Source organism: Streptomyces sp. NPDC057486, from assembly GCF_042802415.1.
Taxonomy (GTDB): domain Bacteria; phylum Actinomycetota; class Actinomycetes; order Streptomycetales; family Streptomycetaceae; genus Streptomyces; species Streptomyces yanii.
The window spans coordinates 81,384-99,006 of sequence record NZ_JBHVEE010000018.1 but is presented as its reverse complement, the minus strand read 5'-3'; the positions used below and the strand labels follow the sequence as shown (position 1 = coordinate 99,006).

The window sequence follows — 17,623 nt, the reverse complement described above, 5'->3', positions numbered from 1 at the left end:
GCGGCTACATCCTGGCCGTGCCCAACCGCCGACCTGAAACCGGCTCGAAACCGGTCGCAAGATCGCTCCCCAAACCACGTCGGTGGATCAAGGCTAAGAGCTATCACGTAATGCCGGTGAGAACGTGCCCTGCTGCGGCGGGTGCCTCGTTTACCGGATGTCGAGGCGCACTTCGGACCGCTGAGGCAGTTCACCATCGCCAACTCCAACCACCCCAACCGCATGATGCAGACCAGGGCCCTGCATGCCTACCTGCGGTGGCGGAACGCCAACGCCCGCCACCACGACGTCCTGGCCGCCGCACGCAAGGAACGCGCCCGCGTCCGAAGTGAGAAGGGCATCTGCTGGGGCGGACGCCTGCTTACGACGGCGGCCTGATCAAAACGGTCCGGGCGGTCAGACCGTCAATGCCGCGTGCAGTGCACGGAATGTCTTACAAAGTTCCACCGTGGCGATCGGATCGATCTCCATCTGCAAATGACACACGTCGTCGTCGCCGTTGGGAGTCAGACGCACGAAAAAGGCGAAACCGTCCCCGACTGGCTCCGCCTTCAGCGTCAGCGGGTTGTTCCGACCGGGAGTCACCGCTGCCGAAAAGCGCACACCCGACGGCGCGCGCAGGCGAGAGAGCATCCGCGCCACGAAGTCCATGACCTCCGCAGCGCTGAGATCCGCAGTGAAGTCGGCTGTCAGCCAGGAACACCAATCCGCCGTGATCTGCCAGCTGTCCGCACCGGTCCGAGCCAGCTCCAGCCACACATCATCGTTGCCGAGGCGTATCCGCGGCTGTTCCATCTCGCCCTCCGAAACCCGTGCCTGCGCTCAAGATCCTATTGGCCAGATCTCCGTCGTCGCACCCCATCCACCTCCAGTAACCCGGCGAACCTTCCCGGTCAGAACACTAGTCGGGGACGGGGACCCGGCGGGTTTTGTGGGCGGCTCGAAGCGTCAACAGCGGCGGCCGTCGGCCTCGGGGAGGACGGGCTCCTGGCCTGACGGCAGCCGGATCCTGTGCCCGCCGTCCGGCGTCTCGGCCCCTACGGGCTGACGGGTGCCGGCAGCACGCGCTCCTGATACGTCCTGCCGGTGTACGGGTTGAGGACATAGACCTGGAACGGGGCCCACGCCCGGACTGCGAGGGTTTCCAGCTCGTAGTCGGAAGGGACCAGCAGGGCCAGTTCTTCCGCCCAGGCCCCCAGGCGACGCGGATTTGGACAGGCGACCCCGACCAGCGTCCATTCCTCGCCGTCGGGCCCGCTGCGTTCATAGACCGGCCTGCTGTCGCCGTACCGGGAGTCCGGCGCGCCGAAGACCAGGCTTCGATCGAAGAAGAGTTCCGCCAGAGCCCGGAAGTGCTTCCACAACTGCCGGTCCAGGCCCGTGCGGTGCCAGAACGCGGCGTACGCGCGGTCTTTGGCCTCCTTCTTCCTGGCTTTCTCTCGTTCCTCGATCGCCCGTCGCTGCGCTTCGGCCTTCTCTTCTCGGGCGCCCTCGGCTTCCGAGACCGCGTAGGCGGGGGTTGTCCACCACAGGCGCCATGCGTCGTTCCAGGACCTGGTCCAGCCCTCTGCCCACTCGGACCACCAGCGGCCTTCCTCGGTGACCCGCCGGGCGCTGGAGAGGGGCTTGTGCGGCACGATCCGGCCCGTCAGCATCCACGACACTGCGTCGCTCAGCGTCGCAGCGGTCGGCGACCAGCTCATCGGCCGCGTGGACAGGCGAGCCAGGCCGGCGGTCACCGCCCACTCCTGCCCGCGTTCCTCGGGGGCCTGGACCAGGAGAGTGGGCACGGCGCCCACCCACGGGCGCGGTCGGAAGCCGAACCAGCACACCCGCACCCCGTCGCGCTCGTACAGACCGGTGCGTGCCGCGATGTCCTCCACGGTGATGGGGGACAGCTGCGCCTCCAGGGCCATCAGCCGGGTGCCGTCGGGCCCGAAGACCATCACGTCCGCCCGCCATTCTCCGGTGGGTGCGGCGACCTCCAGTTCGGCCTGGAAGCCCGCGGCGCGAGCACAGGTCACCAGTTCCAACTTGAGCAGGTGATGCTCCAGCGACTCGTTGGCCAGCGAGCACGTTGGCGGCTTGGTGCGGTGGTAGAAGTGCCGGGTGCCGAGCTTGGAGAGACGTGCGCGGACCTGACCGCCGCACTCAGGGCACGTCAGTTCCACACCACGCACCCGGTGGATCTCCATCCACGAGCGGCCGCAGCCCAGATCCTCCAGGGTGACGTCCAGCCGCCCCCACTCGGTATGAACGGCAGTCAACTGCACTGGGCCCCTCCCCCGTCCGGCCGTGCTGCCATGATGCGGCCAGCTGCTGGCACGGCACGCCGTAGAACTCCGAACAGATGGCGCACGGACACTTTGCGGCTGGTGTCCGGGCTAGGAGCGTGGGTCGGTAACGAGCAAGCCGTCGAGGGTTGGTGGTCGGATCTCTTGGTCTTCAAGCTCGTCGAGTCTGCCCAGGCCCGCTGGCGATCCGTGAACGCACCCCACCTCGTCGCCCTGGTCCGAGCCGGAGCGCGCTTCGAACACGGCCGCCTCGTCGAACGCCCCGAGAGCCTCGTCGCATAGCCGGCCTCAGCTGATCGAAAAGTCGTGGCACCGACTTGAACAGGGTCGATAGGCTCCGTATCCGCAGCGGTGCCGCGCAGACGCCCGCGGCGCTTCCGAGCGTTCCACGTCAAGGAGATCCGTGCCCAACGCGAAGATGCATGCCGACGAGGTCGACATCGACGCATCACTCGTCGGCCGTCTGGTCGCAACGCAGTTCCCTCAGTGGGCTGCGTTGCCCATCGCAAACGTGCATTCCGCCGGCACCGACAACGCCATGTATCGGCTGGGCGACGACATGGTCGTGCGCTTGCCACGGATTCCCGGCGCGGCAAGGCAGGTCGACAAGGAGCAGCGCTGGCTGCCACACCTTGCTCCGCACCTCCCACTGGACCTGCCGGTGCCCCTTGGCAAGGGCGTGCCTGGCGAGGGCTATGACCTGCCCTGGTCGGTGTATCGCTGGCTCGATGGCGACAATGCCTACGACGAGCCCATCGTCGATCTGGGCCATGCGGCCGTCGAGCTGGGCCGCTTTGTCGCGGCCCTACGGCAGGTCGACGCCACCGGCGGGCCGGCGTCCTTTCGCGGCGGGCCGGTCAGGACCCGCGAAGACGACGTGCGTGCCGCAATCCGAGACCTGGGCGCGGATGGCACGGTGGACGCAGTGGCGGCCAGCGCCGCATGGGAGGAAGTCCTCCGGCTTCCGCAATGGGACGGCGAACCCGTCTGGATCCACAGCGACCTCCTGCCAGGAAACCTACTGGTGCGGAAGGGCAGACTCAGCGCCGTCATCGACTTCGGCGGACTCGGCGTCGGCGATCCCGCATGCGACATGATGGTCGCCTGGACCTTGCTCTCGGCCGAGACCCGCGATCTGTTCCGTGAGGCTGCAGCTGTCGACGACGGGACTTGGGCGCGAGGGCGTGGCTGGGCCCTGTGCTTCGGACTCATGGCCGAGCACTACTACCGCGTCAAGAACCCGGTGCTCGCCAGCGTCGGTAGACGTGCGATGTTCCAAGCTCTCGCCGACTATCAGCAGACCGCTTGACCCCTCGCCGCCCCTGCCCGCCTGATCCAGCCAGGCCCACGTGCTTGAGGCCCGTTGGGGCGCCGGGTCGATCCCGGCCTCCCGGAGGATTTCCCGGGCCGTGGAGGCGGCCACCTTGATCCCGAGAACGAGCAGTTCGCCGTGGATGCGGCGGTACCCCCAGCTTGGGTTCTCCCGCGCGAGCCGCAGCACCAGAAGCCGGATTGAGCGCACGGTCCGCGGCCGTCCCGAGGGCTTGGGCCGAGACCGGGCCGCGTGACGGCGGGCGACCAGATCACGGTGCCATCGCAGCAGCGTGTCCGGATGTACCACCAACCGCGCCCCCGCGAAGCACCCGGGATGGCAGACGGTGCAGTAGCGCCGCCAGGAACGCCCGGTCGCTCGCCGTGAACCGCACTCGCTGCCCGCCCAGTTGCCGTTCCAGCACCGTGATCTGATGGCGTAGAGCCAGGATTTCCACGTCCTTGTCCCGGTCGCTCATCGGTAGCAGTCGCAGCATCGCTAACGCGTTTGTCACGCCCAGGTACGCCAGTCTCAGTAGCACGACCGATCATGATGCCGGGTGATCATCATCCCTGCCAGAACGCGCCGACGCAGGGCCCCGCGCCCGACATCCCAAAGATCACCGCACACCGGCTCCCACCAGGGCGGATGAGGTTATCGGCAGGGGCAGGGCCGACGGCACGGGTTTGGTTCCTCCCGTGCCGCGCGGGGCCCTCGTGATGTCAGGCGGCGCGCTTCACGTGGCGGACCAGCCACATCAGCAGGGCGTCCAGGTCAGCGGTGGCCGAGAGGACTCGGTCGACCGCCTCGGGGGTGTGCAGCCACTCCTCGCAGCCGAGGGGACGGGCGGCGATCAGAGAACGGTGGCGCAGCAGGTTCGTACGGGAGTGGTCTGTCGGATAGCCGCGCGGGGGGCGTTTCATCACGTCCCCGGAGATGTCGTAGCCCTTCTTCCGCACGTCCTCGACGATGGCGGACAGTTCGCGGCCGCTCCCCTCGGAGGCCACGGCTTTGCGGAACATGTCCACCTGGCCGGGATCGGGGTACCACCAGGCGCCCTGGATCCGCAGGCCGTCCAGGGAGAACCGTAGACCGATCTCGATCTTGCGGCCGAGCCGGATCACCGCGCTCTGGTGCTGCCACCACCAGGAGTCGGTGCGGTAGTGCCAGACGGAGAAGTCCTCGTACCGGGGGTCGGTGTCCGCGACCTCGTTGAGCAGGGCGATCATCGGCTGCCGGACCAGGCGTTCGCGGTCCGCGCGGTAGCGCTCGCGGGTCGCGTGGGTCGGTTCGCCCTGGAGCTGCCACAACACGTCCATGGCCTGCTCCGGCCAGCCGGTGAACTGTCCGCGCATGCGCGCAGGATAGCTCACCCATGGTCCGCGCGCGGAGAGTGAGACGGGCAAAAAGGCGTAGCCCCAGACACGGTGGGAGATGTTGCGGCGGGGCTCGCCGGCCAGCTCGATGTGCCGTGCGCGGTGGGCGAGTTCGTCGAGGAACACGGAGAGTGCAGTCGATATGAAGCGGGCGGTGAGATTGTGCGGCCGAACTTGAGATCCCACAGGACGGTTGCAGGGAGCGGATGTAGTCCGGCACGTCTACTCACGATGTGCGCGTAGTCGAGCACTCTCACCGCTCAGCAACTCTTCCTACTTCAGCCCGCTGGGGTTCTCGGGCCGGAGCAACTGCTGGGCAACGAGCTCGGAGCGGGTCAGCTCGAGCAACCGCCCCATCCAGTTTCGTCCCCGACCGTCGGGGACATCTCGCCAGAAGGGTGAGTCCGAGAGGCCGGTGTAGCTGATCCTGGCATCCCCTGTGGAAACGAGGACCTGGGCGAGTTCAGGGTGCTGAGTGAACTTCACGCGAAGGAGCTCTGCCATGACCGCGAGCCGAACGTTAGGCCAGTCACTCCGGTGCGTTGCCTGGCCACCCAGGTCATGCGCCTCTCTGCCGGAGGCCGCATCCCGGATTCTGCTTCTGTCAGACCGGATTCTGCTTCTGTCAGAAGCGTCGGCCGCCGACAGCGCCCAGTACCCATGCAGTACGGACGCATAGGACTCGCCGGCGAACACGATCTGTGCAGGGAAGTCGTTGCGGAGCAGGTCCGTACGTTCTCCGCAGGTGATCGCTCCATCCGCGAAGACAATCAGGTCGTCGAGGTAGTACTCACTGTCTGGTCGACAACGCCGCCAGATGTGGCACCAGGCCCCATCGATTCTCTCCCCATCCACCATCCGATATGTCGGTCCCCGCCAAGTCATGGGCGCACGCTATCGCCTGCGAGATGATCACGGGAGTGGCACGGGAGTCCCCAGGTTGCTGCTTCCTGCCCGGGCGGAGAGGCCGGGTAGCAGAAGGCCTCAGACTGCGACGGAGAGCAGGTCCACCACGAAGACGAGTGTCGAGCCCGCCGGGATCAACGGCGAGGGTGACTGGTTGCCGTAGCCGAGGCGTGGGGGAACGATGATCTCGCGCCGGCCGCCGACCTTCATCCCTCTGACCCCGCGGTCCCAGCCCTTGATGACCTTGCCACCGCCCACGGCGAACTTGAACGTCTGGCCCCGGTCCCAGGAGGTGTCGAATTCCTTTCCGGACTCGAAGGTGACCCCGACGTAGTGAACCTGGACAACCCTGCCCGGCTTCGCCTCAAGCCCGTCCCCGACGACGAGGTCGCGGATTGTCAGCTCGGTGGGAGCGTCACCCTCCGGAAGGTCGATCTCGGGCTTCGTCAGTTCACTCATTGCAGCCTCATTCGCTCGCCGCCGGAAGCCCTCATACAGACCAGCCGGGCGCATGGTCACTCTATGCAGTAGATCATCATGCTGCCGTGAACGCTGATCTCCTGGAGTGCATCAAGCCCAACGGAGCACGATGCTCAGCGTGACTGGGCGTGCTACGTCATCGGTTCGCAGCGCAGCACGGTGTGGCAGCCCCCGCCGCCGACGAAGATGATCGCGAGCTGGGTAGCGGGCTCGTCCCACAAGTAGCGGAAGTATTCGAACGCCTCCCCGTTGAGTCACTGCGCCTCGTCCACGAGGAAGGTACGGGGCCGCTCGGCGAGGGCTGTTTTTAGGAGCGGTCGAACTCGCTGGGCTGCTGGGGCGGCTCGCCGGAGAGGTTGAGGGTGTCGAAGAGTTCGTAGCGAACGGCGCGGGCGGTGGGACGGGCACGGAAGGTGACCTTGCAGACCTCCTCGCCCCGAGAGTCCTCGAGTTCGCGCAGGCAGGTGTTGACGGCGAGGGTCTTACCGAACCCGGCACCGCCGTGGATGCACATCATCGCCCGCGCAGCGACCGTGTCAGCGATGTTCTCCCGCGCCGTCAGCAGCGCGCGGGTGGTCACCACCTGGGCGAGGTGATGCGGCAGGTGCTGGCCTGTCCACGGAGGCCTCGCAGGCCGTCTGAGCCCCCGAGTGTGCCGGCTGGTGCGTCCCCGGTCTGCCGATCCCGGTCAGGTCGCCCATGTGCCTGGGAACCCGGCTCGGTCCTGATCTTGGAAGCGTCACGGGGCGCCGTCGGAAGGCTCCGGCGGTGAGCCTGGAAGAGGCCGTCGGCTGCGGCGGGCCGACCGGGCTTCGGTCGCCGCAGGGCGCAGCACGGCACAGACTGGGACCTGGGGCCTCTCCACGACCGGCTCTGAAGCGCAGGGAGACGGGGAATGAGACACGACCGCACGCATCTGGTCGGCCAGAGGCGTTGGCCGTCCTTTCTGCCTGCCGCGGTCATCGTGGCCGCGATCGTCGTCGATCTGTTCACCCAAGGGGTCAACACCTTCCCTCTCCTGGCGGCCGCACCCGTGCTGGCCGCACCCGTGCTCTCCCTGACGGGCACGATCGCCACCGGGGTGGCGTCGATCGTCATCGGGGAACTCGAAGTGCCCGTCGTGAGCGAGGGGCCTTTCCACCCCCATCCCGCCCAGCTCGCCACCGTCGTCGCCCTGACGGCCCTGGCCGCCGTCCTCAACCGGCTGATGGCCCGCTACCGGCAGCAACTGAAGGACACCCGCGAGGTCGCCGAAGCCGTGCAACGCGCGGTACTCCCCACGCCCCCCGACCGCATCGGGCCGCTGGCCGTGGCCGTCCGGTACGAGGCCGCCGCACGGGAGGCCGCCATCGGCGGCGACTGCTACGCCATCCGCTCCACCCCCCACGGCGTCCGGCTGATGATTGCCGATGTGCGCGGCAAGGGAATGGGGGCGGTAAGGACCGTCAACGGGCTGCTGGGCAGTTTCCACGAAGCCGCAACCCGGATGCCCGACCTGCCCGGCGTGGTCGGCCGCCTGGAGGAACGCATGCAGGAGCTGAACGCCGAAGACGTGGAGGGGGCGGAGTCCTTCGCCACCGCCGTCGTCATCGAGATCCCCGCCGACGGCTCCGTCCTGCGCCTGTCCAACCTGGGGCACTGTGCACCGCTCCTCGTCCACCAAAGCCGGGCACGCCCACTCGACCCGACCGATCCCACGCTGCCGCTGGGCCTGGGCGACCTGGGCCGCACACGGGTGCCGGTGGAGCAGTATCCCCTGCCTCCCGGCGCGACCCTGCTGCTGTTCACCGACGGCGTGGTGGAGGCCCGCGACCGTCACGGCGTCTTCTACGACCCCGTGCCCCACATGTCCCGCCCCCTCCCGGCGGACCCCGGCGCGATCCTGGACACCCTCCTCGCCGACCTGGCCCGGCACACCGGCGGACACCTGGACGACGACGCCGCGCTCCTGGCCGTCACCCACCTGCAGGAGGCGCGGGATGGCACAGCCACCTCGTCCGCCGATCGGACGCAAGCCGAGCCTGCCTAGTACCCCTCCCGGCAAGCTTTGCCCCGTCGCACCGCCCGGCACGCGCGCTTGGTGGGCGTCTGGCCGGTGAGGTGAGTGAGCTCGCCGCCACTTGGCTGCGGGCTCTCACAGAGATTCGGCGTGCACTCCGCGAGTTCCGACACGAAGGTCGAAGCGTCGGACCGCGACACGATGAGCGGCTGCGCGGGGATGGGGGACGAAGACGGATCAGCCCCGCAGATGCTCCAGCCCCCGCGGCCGGACCGGGAGCACCCTGGGGGGGGCGGGGTGGGTGATGCGGCGGAGGACAAGGACCGGCAGAGCTCCGGTGCTGCACCGGACACCACTCACCACGCCCCATAGGCGACCAGACACCAGCAGACGAGCCGGCTGCGGGCCATCCAGGTGACGAACACCCCACCCGCTCGCGCGTCACAGCCCGGGCACCCCACCCGGCACCGAGAGTGAGTCAGCGGCGCCCAGGCCGACCCTGATGGGCGCCAGCGTCCTGACGCTTCCGGGACGGCGCCGTGTCACCGCCCTCCCGGAAGCCACGGCACCCACGACCGGCAGGCGGGCGACCTTCGCCAGCCGCACCGCCGAGAGGCGCCGGTCTCCGCAGTGACCCGCGAGCCGCCCTGCCGGAAGCCGCGGCCGCCGTGGAAACCCGCGGCACAAGCCGGCAGCCACGGGATACGGTCACCCCGTGACAGGAACAACATGGGACATACTGCTGCTCGGCGGAGCCTCCGGCATCGGCAAGAGCCGCGCCGCCGCCCGGCTCGCCGCCGGGACGGACGGATTCATCGTCGAGTTCGACGACGTCGTCAGCGCCGTCCAGGCCATCACCACAGCGGAACACCACCCCGCCCTCCACCACTTCGACCACGCCCCTGACACAGCCCGCCTGACGAACGATCAGGTACTGGCCCTCCAGATCGCCACCGCACAAGCCCTGGAGCCCGCCGTCCTGGGCGTCGTCCGCAACCGCCTGACGGTCGACACACCCGCCCTGATCGAGGGCGACTACCTCGCCCCGGCCGCCGCCGCGCGGGCCGTCGACGACGGCCGGGCCGCCGGACGCCGCGTACGGGCGGTCTTCCTGCACGAGGACGAACCCGAGCAAATCGCTGCCAACTACGCCACCCGCGAACCCGACGACGGAGACCAGACGGAACGCGCGGACGTCAGCGCCCGCTACTCCCACTGGCTCGCCCAGCAGGCCCGCACCTACGCCCTCCCCGTGGTCCCCTGCCGCCCCTGGGACACCCTCCCGGCCCGCATCCGCGAGGCCGTCGACTGACGGAGGACGCCGGCCGCCGAGGCGCCGCCGCCCAAGCCCCGCGCCTGGGGAAGAAGGACCACACCGTGCCGGTCAGGACCTCGGCGCCGGGAACGCCGTGATCACCGCTTCCTGGTCGTGCTCACCACCGCCCTCCGGGCTGGCCGGCCGGGATCGCGTACACGCTGGAGCCGCCGCTGCTGCTGACCGGCTTCGCTCACCCTTGGGTCGGCGCGGGGGGCACCATGCACAGCAACCCGTTCGCGGCGGGACGGGGAACGGCGGCAGGAGCCACTCTCGACTCTCCGGACAGGGGGCACCGCTCCCCCTCCGGCATGGAGTGCTGGGCAAGAGTGTCCTTGTGAGTGATCCGGACCCAGGCACCGCACGCGCACTCGTGCTCATACTCTGGCGGACACCGGCCCGGCGGCAGGCGTCCGCGAAGGCCCGACTCGTGTACGGGGCCCCGTGATCGGTGTGCATCACCCACCGACAGGCCCCACTCCCCCACACCACCACTCACTTCAGCTCAGCAAACCGACAGCAGCTCACAACCCCTTCGCGAGGCGGGCAAGGACGGCGCGGCCTCCGGCTCCCGGACCTGGCGGCGGAGCTCGTCGTGAATGCGGCGTCGCGGCGCCAACGGCCGCCGCCATCGACGGCAACGAGCCCGACGGCCGAGCGATCACCCCGGGCCGTCCGCCCCGATTGGCGCCCCAGCACCTCGATGACCGGCCGGGCCGATGCCGGGTCCTGCCCCGGTACAGCAGTGAAGACAGAGGATGCTGATGTCTTGTCATGCGCGCTGCCGGGAATCAGACTGGGCCGACAGACCGTGATCGCTGCAATCGTTCTTGTCGGAGGGGACCGGGGGGATCCCTCCCATCGACCGGAAAGCGAGAGCACATGCGTCGACGCACGATCCTGGCCGGGATGGCAGGCCTCGGGGTGGGGACGGTTCTCCAGCCGTCGGCCTACGCGGAACCGCAGTCGCGGCCCAACGGGCCGTGGATCCAGCCGGAACAAACAGTCCAGAAGGCCGCGTTGACGGCGAACTCCGAACTCGGCCCCAAACTCCAGAGCATCGCGGCCCGTTCGAAGGGCAGGATGGCCGTGGAGGTGGCCGGTCACTCGGCCGGCGGTTGGCCCATCCATCTCATACGGTTCGGCGAGCCCGCCGCCGGCAAGCTCCCGGTACTGATCCAGACCCAGATCCACGGCGGTGAACCTCTCGGCACCGAGGTCGCGCTGCATCTGATGCAGACGCTCGCCACCAGCTCGCATCCGACCGTCAAGGCGGTCCTCGACCGGCTCGCGGTCTGGTTCATCCCGCGGCTCAACATGGACGGTGCCGACTTCCGGAACGCCGACGGCTTCCTCGTACAGCGGCGGCAGAACACCCAGCGCTGGACACCGCAGGAATGGGGACTCGCGGCGGGCACACCGGCGCCGTGGTATCTGCCCCGTACGCTGCTGGAGCCCGGCCGGGTCTCCGGCTACGACATCAACCGCGACTTCCACCCGGATCTGACGTTCCGGCTGAAGCCCGGCGGCGAAGGCCTGTTGCCGGGACGCTCCGAGCTGCCGGGCTTCTTCGTAACGCCCGAGGCGCGCACCTCCGCAGCGGTCTTCCAGCGGATGCGGCCGAAGGTCTTCATCGACCACCACCACCGCGGCAGCAACACGCAGTCCGACACGGACAACCAGCTCACCACGCTCCAACTGGTCGGCATCGTCACCAAGGGCACCGCCGGATATCCGCTCGACCCGGCCGCCCGCGACCTGGGCTACCAGGTCAATGTGCTCGTCTGGGACACCCTGCGCGCCCTGGGCCAGTCGGGCTTCGGAGGCATCACCCGCTACCCCGACGTCGAACTGCCGGGCACCGCGCTCGGATCCTACGCACTCAACGGCGCCGGAATCATGCTCTACGAGACGCGTTCGGTGGCCCAGAAGTCCATGGGCATGCTGATCCGCCAGTCGCTCATCGGGATGGGCACCACGCTCGAGAGCCTCGCCACCGGTGACATCCAGAACGTCGACCCGGCCCGCTACTACGACATTCCGCCGGCCGGCCCGTCCATCGGCAATCCGCGCGACGACCTGTGAGGGAGGAACCCATGATCGGACGACGCACACTGCTCGGGGCCGCCGGCGCGTTGGCTGCCGGACTGGCCGGCGTCTCCACCGCCTCGGCGGACCCGGCGCATCTGCCGGGCGGGCCCTGCATCCAGCCGGACCAGAACGTCAGCCTGGCCAGCGTCGCGGGATACGACGACGTGGTCCGGCAGCTCGACCGTATCGCCCGGACCTCGCACGGACTCGTCAATGTCGGAACGGCCGGTCTGTCGGGCGAGGGACGCAAGCTGCTGTACGCCACCGTCGGCACTGGGCCGACCGTCTTCTGGCTGCAGGCCCGTATCCACGGCAACGAACTGCACAGCACCGAGGCCGTCCTCCAGATCCTCGGGCACCTGGCGAGCGGCGACCCGGCCGCCCGCCTCATCCGCGAGAAACTCACCGTCGTCGTCCTCCCCATGTACAACCCGGACGGCGCTGAGGCCAACATCCGCCAGAGCACCACCCCGACCCGTACCGACCTCAACCGTGACTGGGAGAACTTCGTCCAGCCGGAGTCGGTCGCCTACTGGAAGCTGTGGCGCCGGACCGCCCCGCAATTGAGCCTCGACCTGCACCACATGGGTCAGGCCCCGGTGGTCGCGGGAACGAACGACCTCAACCAGTTCCAGATCGGAGCCCGTTCCATCGCTCCGTCCCGGATGACAGCCGAACAGTGGCTCACCAACCGGCAGATGGCCATGGCCAGCGTCGACGCGCTGGACCACTACGGTCTGGCCAATGTCGCCCACTACCCGCTCATCGACATCACCAACGCCGTCTTCAGCCGCATGCTCATGGGTGGCACGGCCCCCGTCGGCGAACAGCCGGTGCTGCACACGCCGACCAAGGGCGCGATCTTCTACGAGGTCCGCTCGGTCGGCCAGAAGAGCAACGGCCAGCTGGAACGGCTCTTCACCATCCCCACGATGGCGGTTCTCACGGCAGCCGCCGACGGCTCCCTCGGCTCGTACGACGTCTCAGGCTACGGAAGCCTTCCGTTCGCCGTGCAGGAGCAGTGCGGCGGCAGCTGACGACTGCCGGACGCGGCTGGGCCTCGCCCCACGGCGCGGGGCCCACCGCACTGGGGGATTCTCGGATCATGTTCAAAGCCAGATCACGAGGGCTGCGAGGGTGAGGGTGCCGAGGTAGATGCAGGCGCGTTCTCACTAGCGGGTGGCGACCGCGCGGAAGCCCTTCAGCCTGTTGATGGCGCGTTCGACGGTGTTGCGTTTCTTGTAGCGCTCGCTGTCGAACCCCGGTGGGCCGGCCGCCTCGGGACCCTCGGTTCCGCCGGTGTCCTTGCTGGTCGAGACGTTCGCTGTGCCCGCAGTCAGCGGTCAGTGCAGTTGTGACCGGAGGCGCCGTGCCACCCCAATCGTCCTCAGGGTGCGCGTCCCGTTGAGTCATGTCTACGCTGGGACTGGTGGCCTGTTGACGCATGTCAGGACAGTGCCAACGGCACCCCTGCCAAGTCAGCCACACCAGGTTTGTCATGACCACTCACGGACCTCCACCCAGAGGGAAGAGGCATCGATATGAGTGCATATTACCTCCGCACCACCGCCGCAACGGTGACCGCTGTGGTGGCTCTCCCACTTTCACTCGGAGTGTTCGCCCCGCAGGCATTCGCCGACAGCGCTGCATCCGGACCATCGAGCACACCGAGCCCGTTCGGCCCGGGATGCTCCTCGCTGCCGCACAGCGGCAAGGGCAGTACCGCCGCCATGGCCAAGGAACGCGTGGCCACAGCGGCGGCCAACAACCCGGGACTGACGAAACTGGCACTTGCGTTGAAGGACGCCGGCCTCACCACCAAGCTCAATCACGCGAAGCACGTCACGGTCTTCGCTCCCACGAACGCGGCCTTCAACAAGATTCCCAGAACACAGATGGTCGACCTGCTCAGGAACAAGGAGCAGTTGAAGAAGGTCCTGAAGTACCACGTCGTGGACAAGACGATCACTCCCAGCGAGCTTCCCAACGGAAGCTTCAAGACGCTGGAGGGCTCCACGCTCAAGACCTCCGGATCGGGCACGTCGTTCAAGGTCAACGACACCGCCAAGATCGTCTGTGGGGACATCAGGACGGCCAACGCCACCGTGTACCTCATCGACACAGTCCTCACGCCTCCCTCCTAAAGAGGGGCCCTGACCTCGGACCTTGGACACCGTAGACACTGGATCTTGAGGATCTGGGAGAACGGAGTCCCTGTGGGGGTGAAGGGCCGGAGTTCAAGGCGGACGCGGTCGCGCCGCGCTGTACCTTTCACGGCCGGAACGACGATCAAGTCGGTCGCAGCTGATCTGGGGGTCAACGCTGAGACGCTCAGGAACTGGATACGGGCCGCCGACGGGCGGCGTCCGGGCTCCTACTCGGCGGCCCGGACGGCCGTGCCGGCGTCGGACTCGGCGGAGGTGACCGCCTTGCGCAGGCGGGTCCGTGAACTCGAAGAAGAGCCCCGAAGGGCGGGGTGAAATCCAGCCCAACCCGATTCCCGGCGATGACGGCGAAGACGACCTCTACGCCCCCGAACACCCTGCGCGGCCCAGGTGCTCTTGCTGACCACCACCCCGGCCCCAGACCCCACCCTGCAGGCCCGCTTGGGCTCTGTCGAAGGGCTCATCCGCCTGAACCACGAGTCATGGTGAACGGCTACTGATCCACAGCTTTTGACAATTGCTCCCCCCAGCTCTCGCCATGCGCAAGCCGGATCAGATGAGGGTAAAGGTGGCCGTTGAGTTGGACTAAGGTGAAATCGTCGACGCCCAGCACCTCCACGTCGCCGACATGCGGTGCGGGCAGGTCCCTGACCAGGCGCAGGAGGGTGTCCTTGCCCACCGTGATGCCGATCACTGTCGCCAAACGGGCTCCCGCCCGGCCCCCCAGGGCCGGGCCGACTTGATCAACACCCCTCGCAGCAACGGGGTGTAACGGCTATGTGGAGTCGTCAGTCCCGTGATCTGCTCGGCGAACGTCACGGCCGGGCATGCGGCGTTCTCGCGGCGGAAGCGGCGTATGGATAACTCGATCACGACACCGAGATCACCCACCGCGACGTCACGCAATCTTCGGATGTACCGGCCATGCACCCGAGTCGAATCCGGCCGCGCCAGCAGGCCGCGGTCGTCGCCCGCACCCGCGTCCTGAGCATGACCTTGTCCGACTGCCTCTCGACTTCCTCGATCAACAATGCGGACAGGTACGGGAACAGCTCCAGGAGCACATCACGAGAGCACGCGATGCATGATCGCGAACGACTGACGCGCCCCGCCGAAGCGTCCACATCACAAGATCGTCGACAGAACCAAGATCCGTGACGGGGCGGTGGCCAACAGGCCAATTCACGTGGTCCTGGGGGTCACTGTCGAGGGCCGGCGGGACATCGCGGGGCTGTGGGCCGGCGACGGCGGCGAGGGCGCCAAGCGCTGGATGCGCATCCTCACCGAGATCTAGAACCGCGGCGTGAGCGACGTCCTCATGCTCGTATGCGACGGACTCAAGGGGCTTCCTGACGCGGTCGAGACCGTCTGGCCGTGAACGACCGTCCAGACCTGCGTGGTCCGCCTGCTGCGGAACTCCTTCCGCTATGCCGCCCGCCAGGACCGGGACAAGATCGCGCGTGTCCTCAAGCCCGTGTACACGGCAGCGACCGAGGAAGCCGCAATGGAGCGGTTCGCCGACGCCTGGGGCAAGAAGTACCCGGCGGTCGTCCGGCTTTGGGAAAACGCCTGGGAGGAGTTCACCCCGTTCCTCCGCTTCGACGCCGAGATCCGCCGCAGCGTCTGCACCACGAACGCGATCGAGTCCGTGAACGCCAGTATCCGCCGGGCGGTCAAGGCACGCGGACACTTCCCGAACGATCAAGTCGCCTTGAAGTGCGTCTACATGGCGATCATGTCCCTCGACCCCACCGGCAAGGGCCAGGCCCGCTGGACCATGCGCTGGAAGACCGCGCTCAACGCCTTCGAGATCATCTTCGACGGGCGCGTCTCCGCAGCCTGTCAGTAGCTCCAACAACCCCAGTGACACCGCTCGTTTGACAGACCCGTGACACGCCGCGCCCGGCGTGCCTATTGGCGTTTCCGCAGATCAGCTCAAATTTTCTAGCACTGGACCCGACCTGTAACTGCGGAACCCGGGTCAGACGGGCCTCGATGGTCTAGATTGACGTTTCTTCACATGCTGGACATCAGGCGACAACTGATGATTTATAGGTCCGGCGCTATGGGCAGCCAGCAGCTGCGTGTCCGGCGCCAGACGTGTGGGGGAACAATTCTTGGAGCCCGAGAGGGGGCCGTGGGTGCGGGGTTCTGTGCGGCAGGGGGGATTGGTCGACCCTTTTCCGTCAACGCGCGGGCGTCTGGCGAACAGGGCGATCAGCCCGCCCGCGAACGACTGGGAGCAGCGGTACCGCCGTACCGTGATCACCGGCGATACCGTGGCCACCGCCTTGGTGGTGGCGGCGATCGGCAACTTCTTCGGGGTCCGGGACGCGGCCAACTGGCACGAGAAGTGGGGAATTCTCGCATTCGGCACCGAGCTGCTGGTGCTGGGAGCGCTTGCGGTGAGCCGGTCGTGGGCTCCGGCCGTGCTCGGCCAGGGCGCCGAGGAATTCCGCCGGCTCGGACGGTCACTGTTGGCGGCGACCGTCGTACTGGCGCTCGGCGGGATCGCTCTCGCCTCGCGCAACATCAAGCTCTGGATCTTCGTCGCGATCCCCGCGATCGCGCTCATCACCATGACCGCGCGGTATCTGCTCCGCCTCTGGCTGCACAAACAGCGGAAGGAAGGGCGGTGTCTGAGACCGGTGCTCGCTGCCGGGAGCCCGGCCACCGTGCACGACCTGATCACCCGTACCCGCAAGTTCCCGCACCTCGGCTGGCGGGTGGATGCGGTGTGCACGACGGACGGTCTCGGGCTCGACAGTGACCAATTGGACGGAGTGCCGGTCGTCGGCCGACTGGCGGACGTAGCCGACCACGTTCGCCGCGACGGCTACCGTGTCGTCGCGGTCACCCCGGACCCGCACTGGTCACCGGACCGGCTGCAGCGGCTGGCTTGGAACCTCGAAGGCAGCGATGCCGAGATGGTCGTGGCCCCCGTGCTGATGGAGGTGGCCGGCCCGCGGCTGCACGTCGACGCGGTGCTCGGGATCCCGCTGCTGCGGGTCAGCATGCCGACCTTCACCGGGGGCCGCCGGGCGATCAAAGGGGTCGTCGATCGGATGGGCGCGGCGATCCTGCTGATGCTGTTCGCGCCGCTGATGGTGCTCGTCGGGCTGCTCGTGCTGGTGGACAGTCGGGGCGGGGCGTTCTACCGCCAGCGCAGGGTCGGCAAGGACGGCCGCGAGTTCACCATTCTCAAGTTCCGCACCATGGTCGCCGGGGCTCACGAGGCACGTGCCGAGCTCGCCGACCGCAACGAGGGCGCAGGCCTGCTGTTCAAGCTCCGCCGGGATCCGCGGGTGACCCGGGTGGGATCCGTGCTGCGCCGCTACTCGATCGACGAGCTCCCGCAGCTTTTCAACGTGCTCACCGGATCGATGTCGCTCGTCGGCCCGCGGCCTCCGGTACCGGAGGAGTCCGCTGCGTACGGCCCGGACATCCGGCGGCGGCTGCTGGTCAAGCCCGGGCTCACCGGCCTGTGGCAGATCAGCGGACGCAGCGACCTGCCGTGGGAGGAGGCGGTCCGCCTCGACCTGCGGTACGTGGAGGACTGGTCACTCGCTCTGGACACAGTGATCTTGTGGAAGACGCTGCGTGCGGTGCTCCACGGGCAAGGGGCCTACTGATGCGCTGGGGCCGTCGTCCGGCCGGCGCGCGGACCGCAGGCCACAAGGGCCTG

The 17,623-nt window shown here is 68.1% G+C and carries 15 protein-coding genes and 5 pseudogenes; 11 read left to right on the top strand and 9 right to left on the bottom strand.

Translation table 11 applies throughout. The features are described from left to right. Positions 1–159 precede the first annotated feature (159 nt). Positions 160–378: pseudogene (locus tag ACFU6I_RS11930) on the top strand (IS630 family transposase); the annotation flags it as partial. Positions 379–396: 18 nt separating this feature from the next. Here ACFU6I_RS11930 and ACFU6I_RS11925 read toward each other — a convergent pair. Then, positions 397–795: a hypothetical protein gene (locus ACFU6I_RS11925; protein WP_384364208.1), complete on the bottom strand. Its 399-nt coding sequence runs from the start codon at positions 793–795 to the stop codon at positions 397–399. A gap of 242 nt (positions 796–1,037) precedes the next feature. Next, positions 1,038–2,273 carry a competence protein CoiA family protein gene (locus tag ACFU6I_RS11920; protein WP_384364206.1) on the bottom strand — a complete coding sequence of 412 codons (1,236 nt, stop codon included), beginning with the start codon at positions 2,271–2,273 and terminating at the stop codon, positions 1,038–1,040. A gap of 174 nt (positions 2,274–2,447) precedes the next feature. Here ACFU6I_RS11920 and ACFU6I_RS11915 point away from each other — a divergent pair. Continuing rightward, positions 2,448–2,576, top strand: a pseudogene (locus tag ACFU6I_RS11915) (IS256 family transposase); the annotation flags it as partial. 121 nt (positions 2,577–2,697) lie between these two features. Beyond that, positions 2,698–3,603 (top strand): aminoglycoside phosphotransferase family protein, encoded by a 906-nt coding sequence (locus ACFU6I_RS11910; RefSeq protein WP_384364204.1) that lies wholly within the window; start codon positions 2,698–2,700, stop codon positions 3,601–3,603. A gap of 33 nt (positions 3,604–3,636) precedes the next feature. On the opposite strand, the pseudogene ACFU6I_RS11905 reads toward ACFU6I_RS11910, so the two are convergent. The 5 genes and pseudogenes from ACFU6I_RS11905 to ACFU6I_RS11885 all read right to left on the bottom strand — a co-directional run. After that, a pseudogene (locus ACFU6I_RS11905) lies at positions 3,637–4,147 on the bottom strand (integrase); the annotation flags it as partial. A 181-nt stretch (positions 4,148–4,328) separates the two neighbouring features. Next, positions 4,329–5,168: a DUF2461 family protein gene (locus tag ACFU6I_RS11900; protein ID WP_384364202.1), complete on the bottom strand. Its 840-nt coding sequence runs from the start codon at positions 5,166–5,168 to the stop codon at positions 4,329–4,331. An 87-nt stretch (positions 5,169–5,255) separates the two neighbouring features. After that, positions 5,256–5,840, bottom strand: coding sequence for an NADAR domain-containing protein (locus ACFU6I_RS11895; RefSeq protein ID WP_384364214.1), 585 nt, complete (start codon positions 5,838–5,840; stop codon positions 5,256–5,258). Positions 5,841–5,966: 126 nt separating this feature from the next. Beyond that, positions 5,967–6,347 (bottom strand): FKBP-type peptidyl-prolyl cis-trans isomerase, encoded by a 381-nt coding sequence (locus ACFU6I_RS11890; RefSeq protein ID WP_030976601.1) that lies wholly within the window; start codon positions 6,345–6,347, stop codon positions 5,967–5,969. A 328-nt stretch (positions 6,348–6,675) separates the two neighbouring features. Further along, positions 6,676–6,951: an AAA family ATPase gene (locus ACFU6I_RS11885; RefSeq protein ID WP_384364200.1), complete on the bottom strand. Its 276-nt coding sequence runs from the start codon at positions 6,949–6,951 to the stop codon at positions 6,676–6,678. A gap of 312 nt (positions 6,952–7,263) precedes the next feature. Here ACFU6I_RS11885 and ACFU6I_RS11880 point away from each other — a divergent pair, with 312 nt between their 5' ends. From ACFU6I_RS11880 to ACFU6I_RS11865, 4 genes are all read left to right on the top strand, one after another. After that, positions 7,264–8,397: a PP2C family protein-serine/threonine phosphatase gene (locus tag ACFU6I_RS11880; RefSeq protein ID WP_384364198.1), complete on the top strand. Its 1,134-nt coding sequence runs from the start codon at positions 7,264–7,266 to the stop codon at positions 8,395–8,397. A gap of 685 nt (positions 8,398–9,082) precedes the next feature. Next, complete coding sequence (locus ACFU6I_RS11875) at positions 9,083–9,679, top strand: AAA family ATPase (RefSeq protein ID WP_384364196.1); 597 nt, start codon at positions 9,083–9,085, stop codon at positions 9,677–9,679. 885 nt (positions 9,680–10,564) lie between these two features. After that, complete coding sequence (locus ACFU6I_RS11870) at positions 10,565–11,767, top strand: M14 family zinc carboxypeptidase (protein WP_384364194.1); 1,203 nt, start codon at positions 10,565–10,567, stop codon at positions 11,765–11,767. 11 nt (positions 11,768–11,778) lie between these two features. After that, positions 11,779–12,810, top strand: coding sequence for a M14 family zinc carboxypeptidase (locus ACFU6I_RS11865; protein ID WP_384364192.1), 1,032 nt, complete (start codon positions 11,779–11,781; stop codon positions 12,808–12,810). Positions 12,811–12,948: 138 nt separating this feature from the next. Here the strand turns inward: ACFU6I_RS11865 and ACFU6I_RS11860 are convergent. Beyond that, positions 12,949–13,096 (bottom strand): annotated as a pseudogene (locus ACFU6I_RS11860) (IS5/IS1182 family transposase); the annotation flags it as partial. Between the two features lie 218 nt (positions 13,097–13,314). Between ACFU6I_RS11860 and ACFU6I_RS11855 the strand changes: the two are divergent. Continuing rightward, complete coding sequence (locus ACFU6I_RS11855; RefSeq protein ID WP_384364190.1) at positions 13,315–13,917, top strand: fasciclin domain-containing protein; 603 nt, start codon at positions 13,315–13,317, stop codon at positions 13,915–13,917. 72 nt (positions 13,918–13,989) lie between these two features. Further along, complete coding sequence (locus ACFU6I_RS11850; RefSeq protein WP_384364212.1) at positions 13,990–14,253, top strand: transposase; 264 nt, start codon at positions 13,990–13,992, stop codon at positions 14,251–14,253. 178 nt (positions 14,254–14,431) lie between these two features. Here the strand turns inward: ACFU6I_RS11850 and ACFU6I_RS11845 are convergent, their stop codons facing one another. Beyond that, positions 14,432–14,641 carry a hypothetical protein gene (locus ACFU6I_RS11845; RefSeq protein ID WP_384364188.1) on the bottom strand — a complete coding sequence of 70 codons (210 nt, stop codon included), beginning with the start codon at positions 14,639–14,641 and terminating at the stop codon, positions 14,432–14,434. Between the two features lie 444 nt (positions 14,642–15,085). Between ACFU6I_RS11845 and ACFU6I_RS11840 the strand changes: the two are divergent. Next, positions 15,086–15,787 (top strand): annotated as a pseudogene (locus ACFU6I_RS11840) (IS256 family transposase); the annotation flags it as partial. Between the two features lie 304 nt (positions 15,788–16,091). Further along, a complete protein-coding gene (locus tag ACFU6I_RS11835) occupies positions 16,092–17,570 on the top strand; it encodes a sugar transferase (RefSeq protein ID WP_384364210.1) in 1,479 nt (492 codons plus the stop codon). The last annotated feature ends 53 nt before the right edge of the window (positions 17,571–17,623 follow it).

What these genes read in the sequence shown, in the direction of transcription:
- ACFU6I_RS11925 (WP_384364208.1), bottom strand. Translation starts at nt 795, where the DNA reads ATGGAACAGCCGCGGATACGCCTCGGCAACGATGATGTGTGGCTGGAG.
- ACFU6I_RS11895 (WP_384364214.1), bottom strand. Translation starts at nt 5,840, where the DNA reads ATGGTGGATGGGGAGAGAATCGATGGGGCCTGGTGCCACATCTGGCGG.
- ACFU6I_RS11890 (WP_030976601.1), bottom strand. Translation starts at nt 6,347, where the DNA reads ATGAGTGAACTGACGAAGCCCGAGATCGACCTTCCGGAGGGTGACGCT.
- ACFU6I_RS11880 (WP_384364198.1), top strand. Translation starts at nt 7,264, where the DNA reads ATGAGACACGACCGCACGCATCTGGTCGGCCAGAGGCGTTGGCCGTCC.
- ACFU6I_RS11870 (WP_384364194.1), top strand. Translation starts at nt 10,565, where the DNA reads ATGCGTCGACGCACGATCCTGGCCGGGATGGCAGGCCTCGGGGTGGGG.
- ACFU6I_RS11865 (WP_384364192.1), top strand. Translation starts at nt 11,779, where the DNA reads ATGATCGGACGACGCACACTGCTCGGGGCCGCCGGCGCGTTGGCTGCC.
- ACFU6I_RS11855 (WP_384364190.1), top strand. Translation starts at nt 13,315, where the DNA reads ATGAGTGCATATTACCTCCGCACCACCGCCGCAACGGTGACCGCTGTG.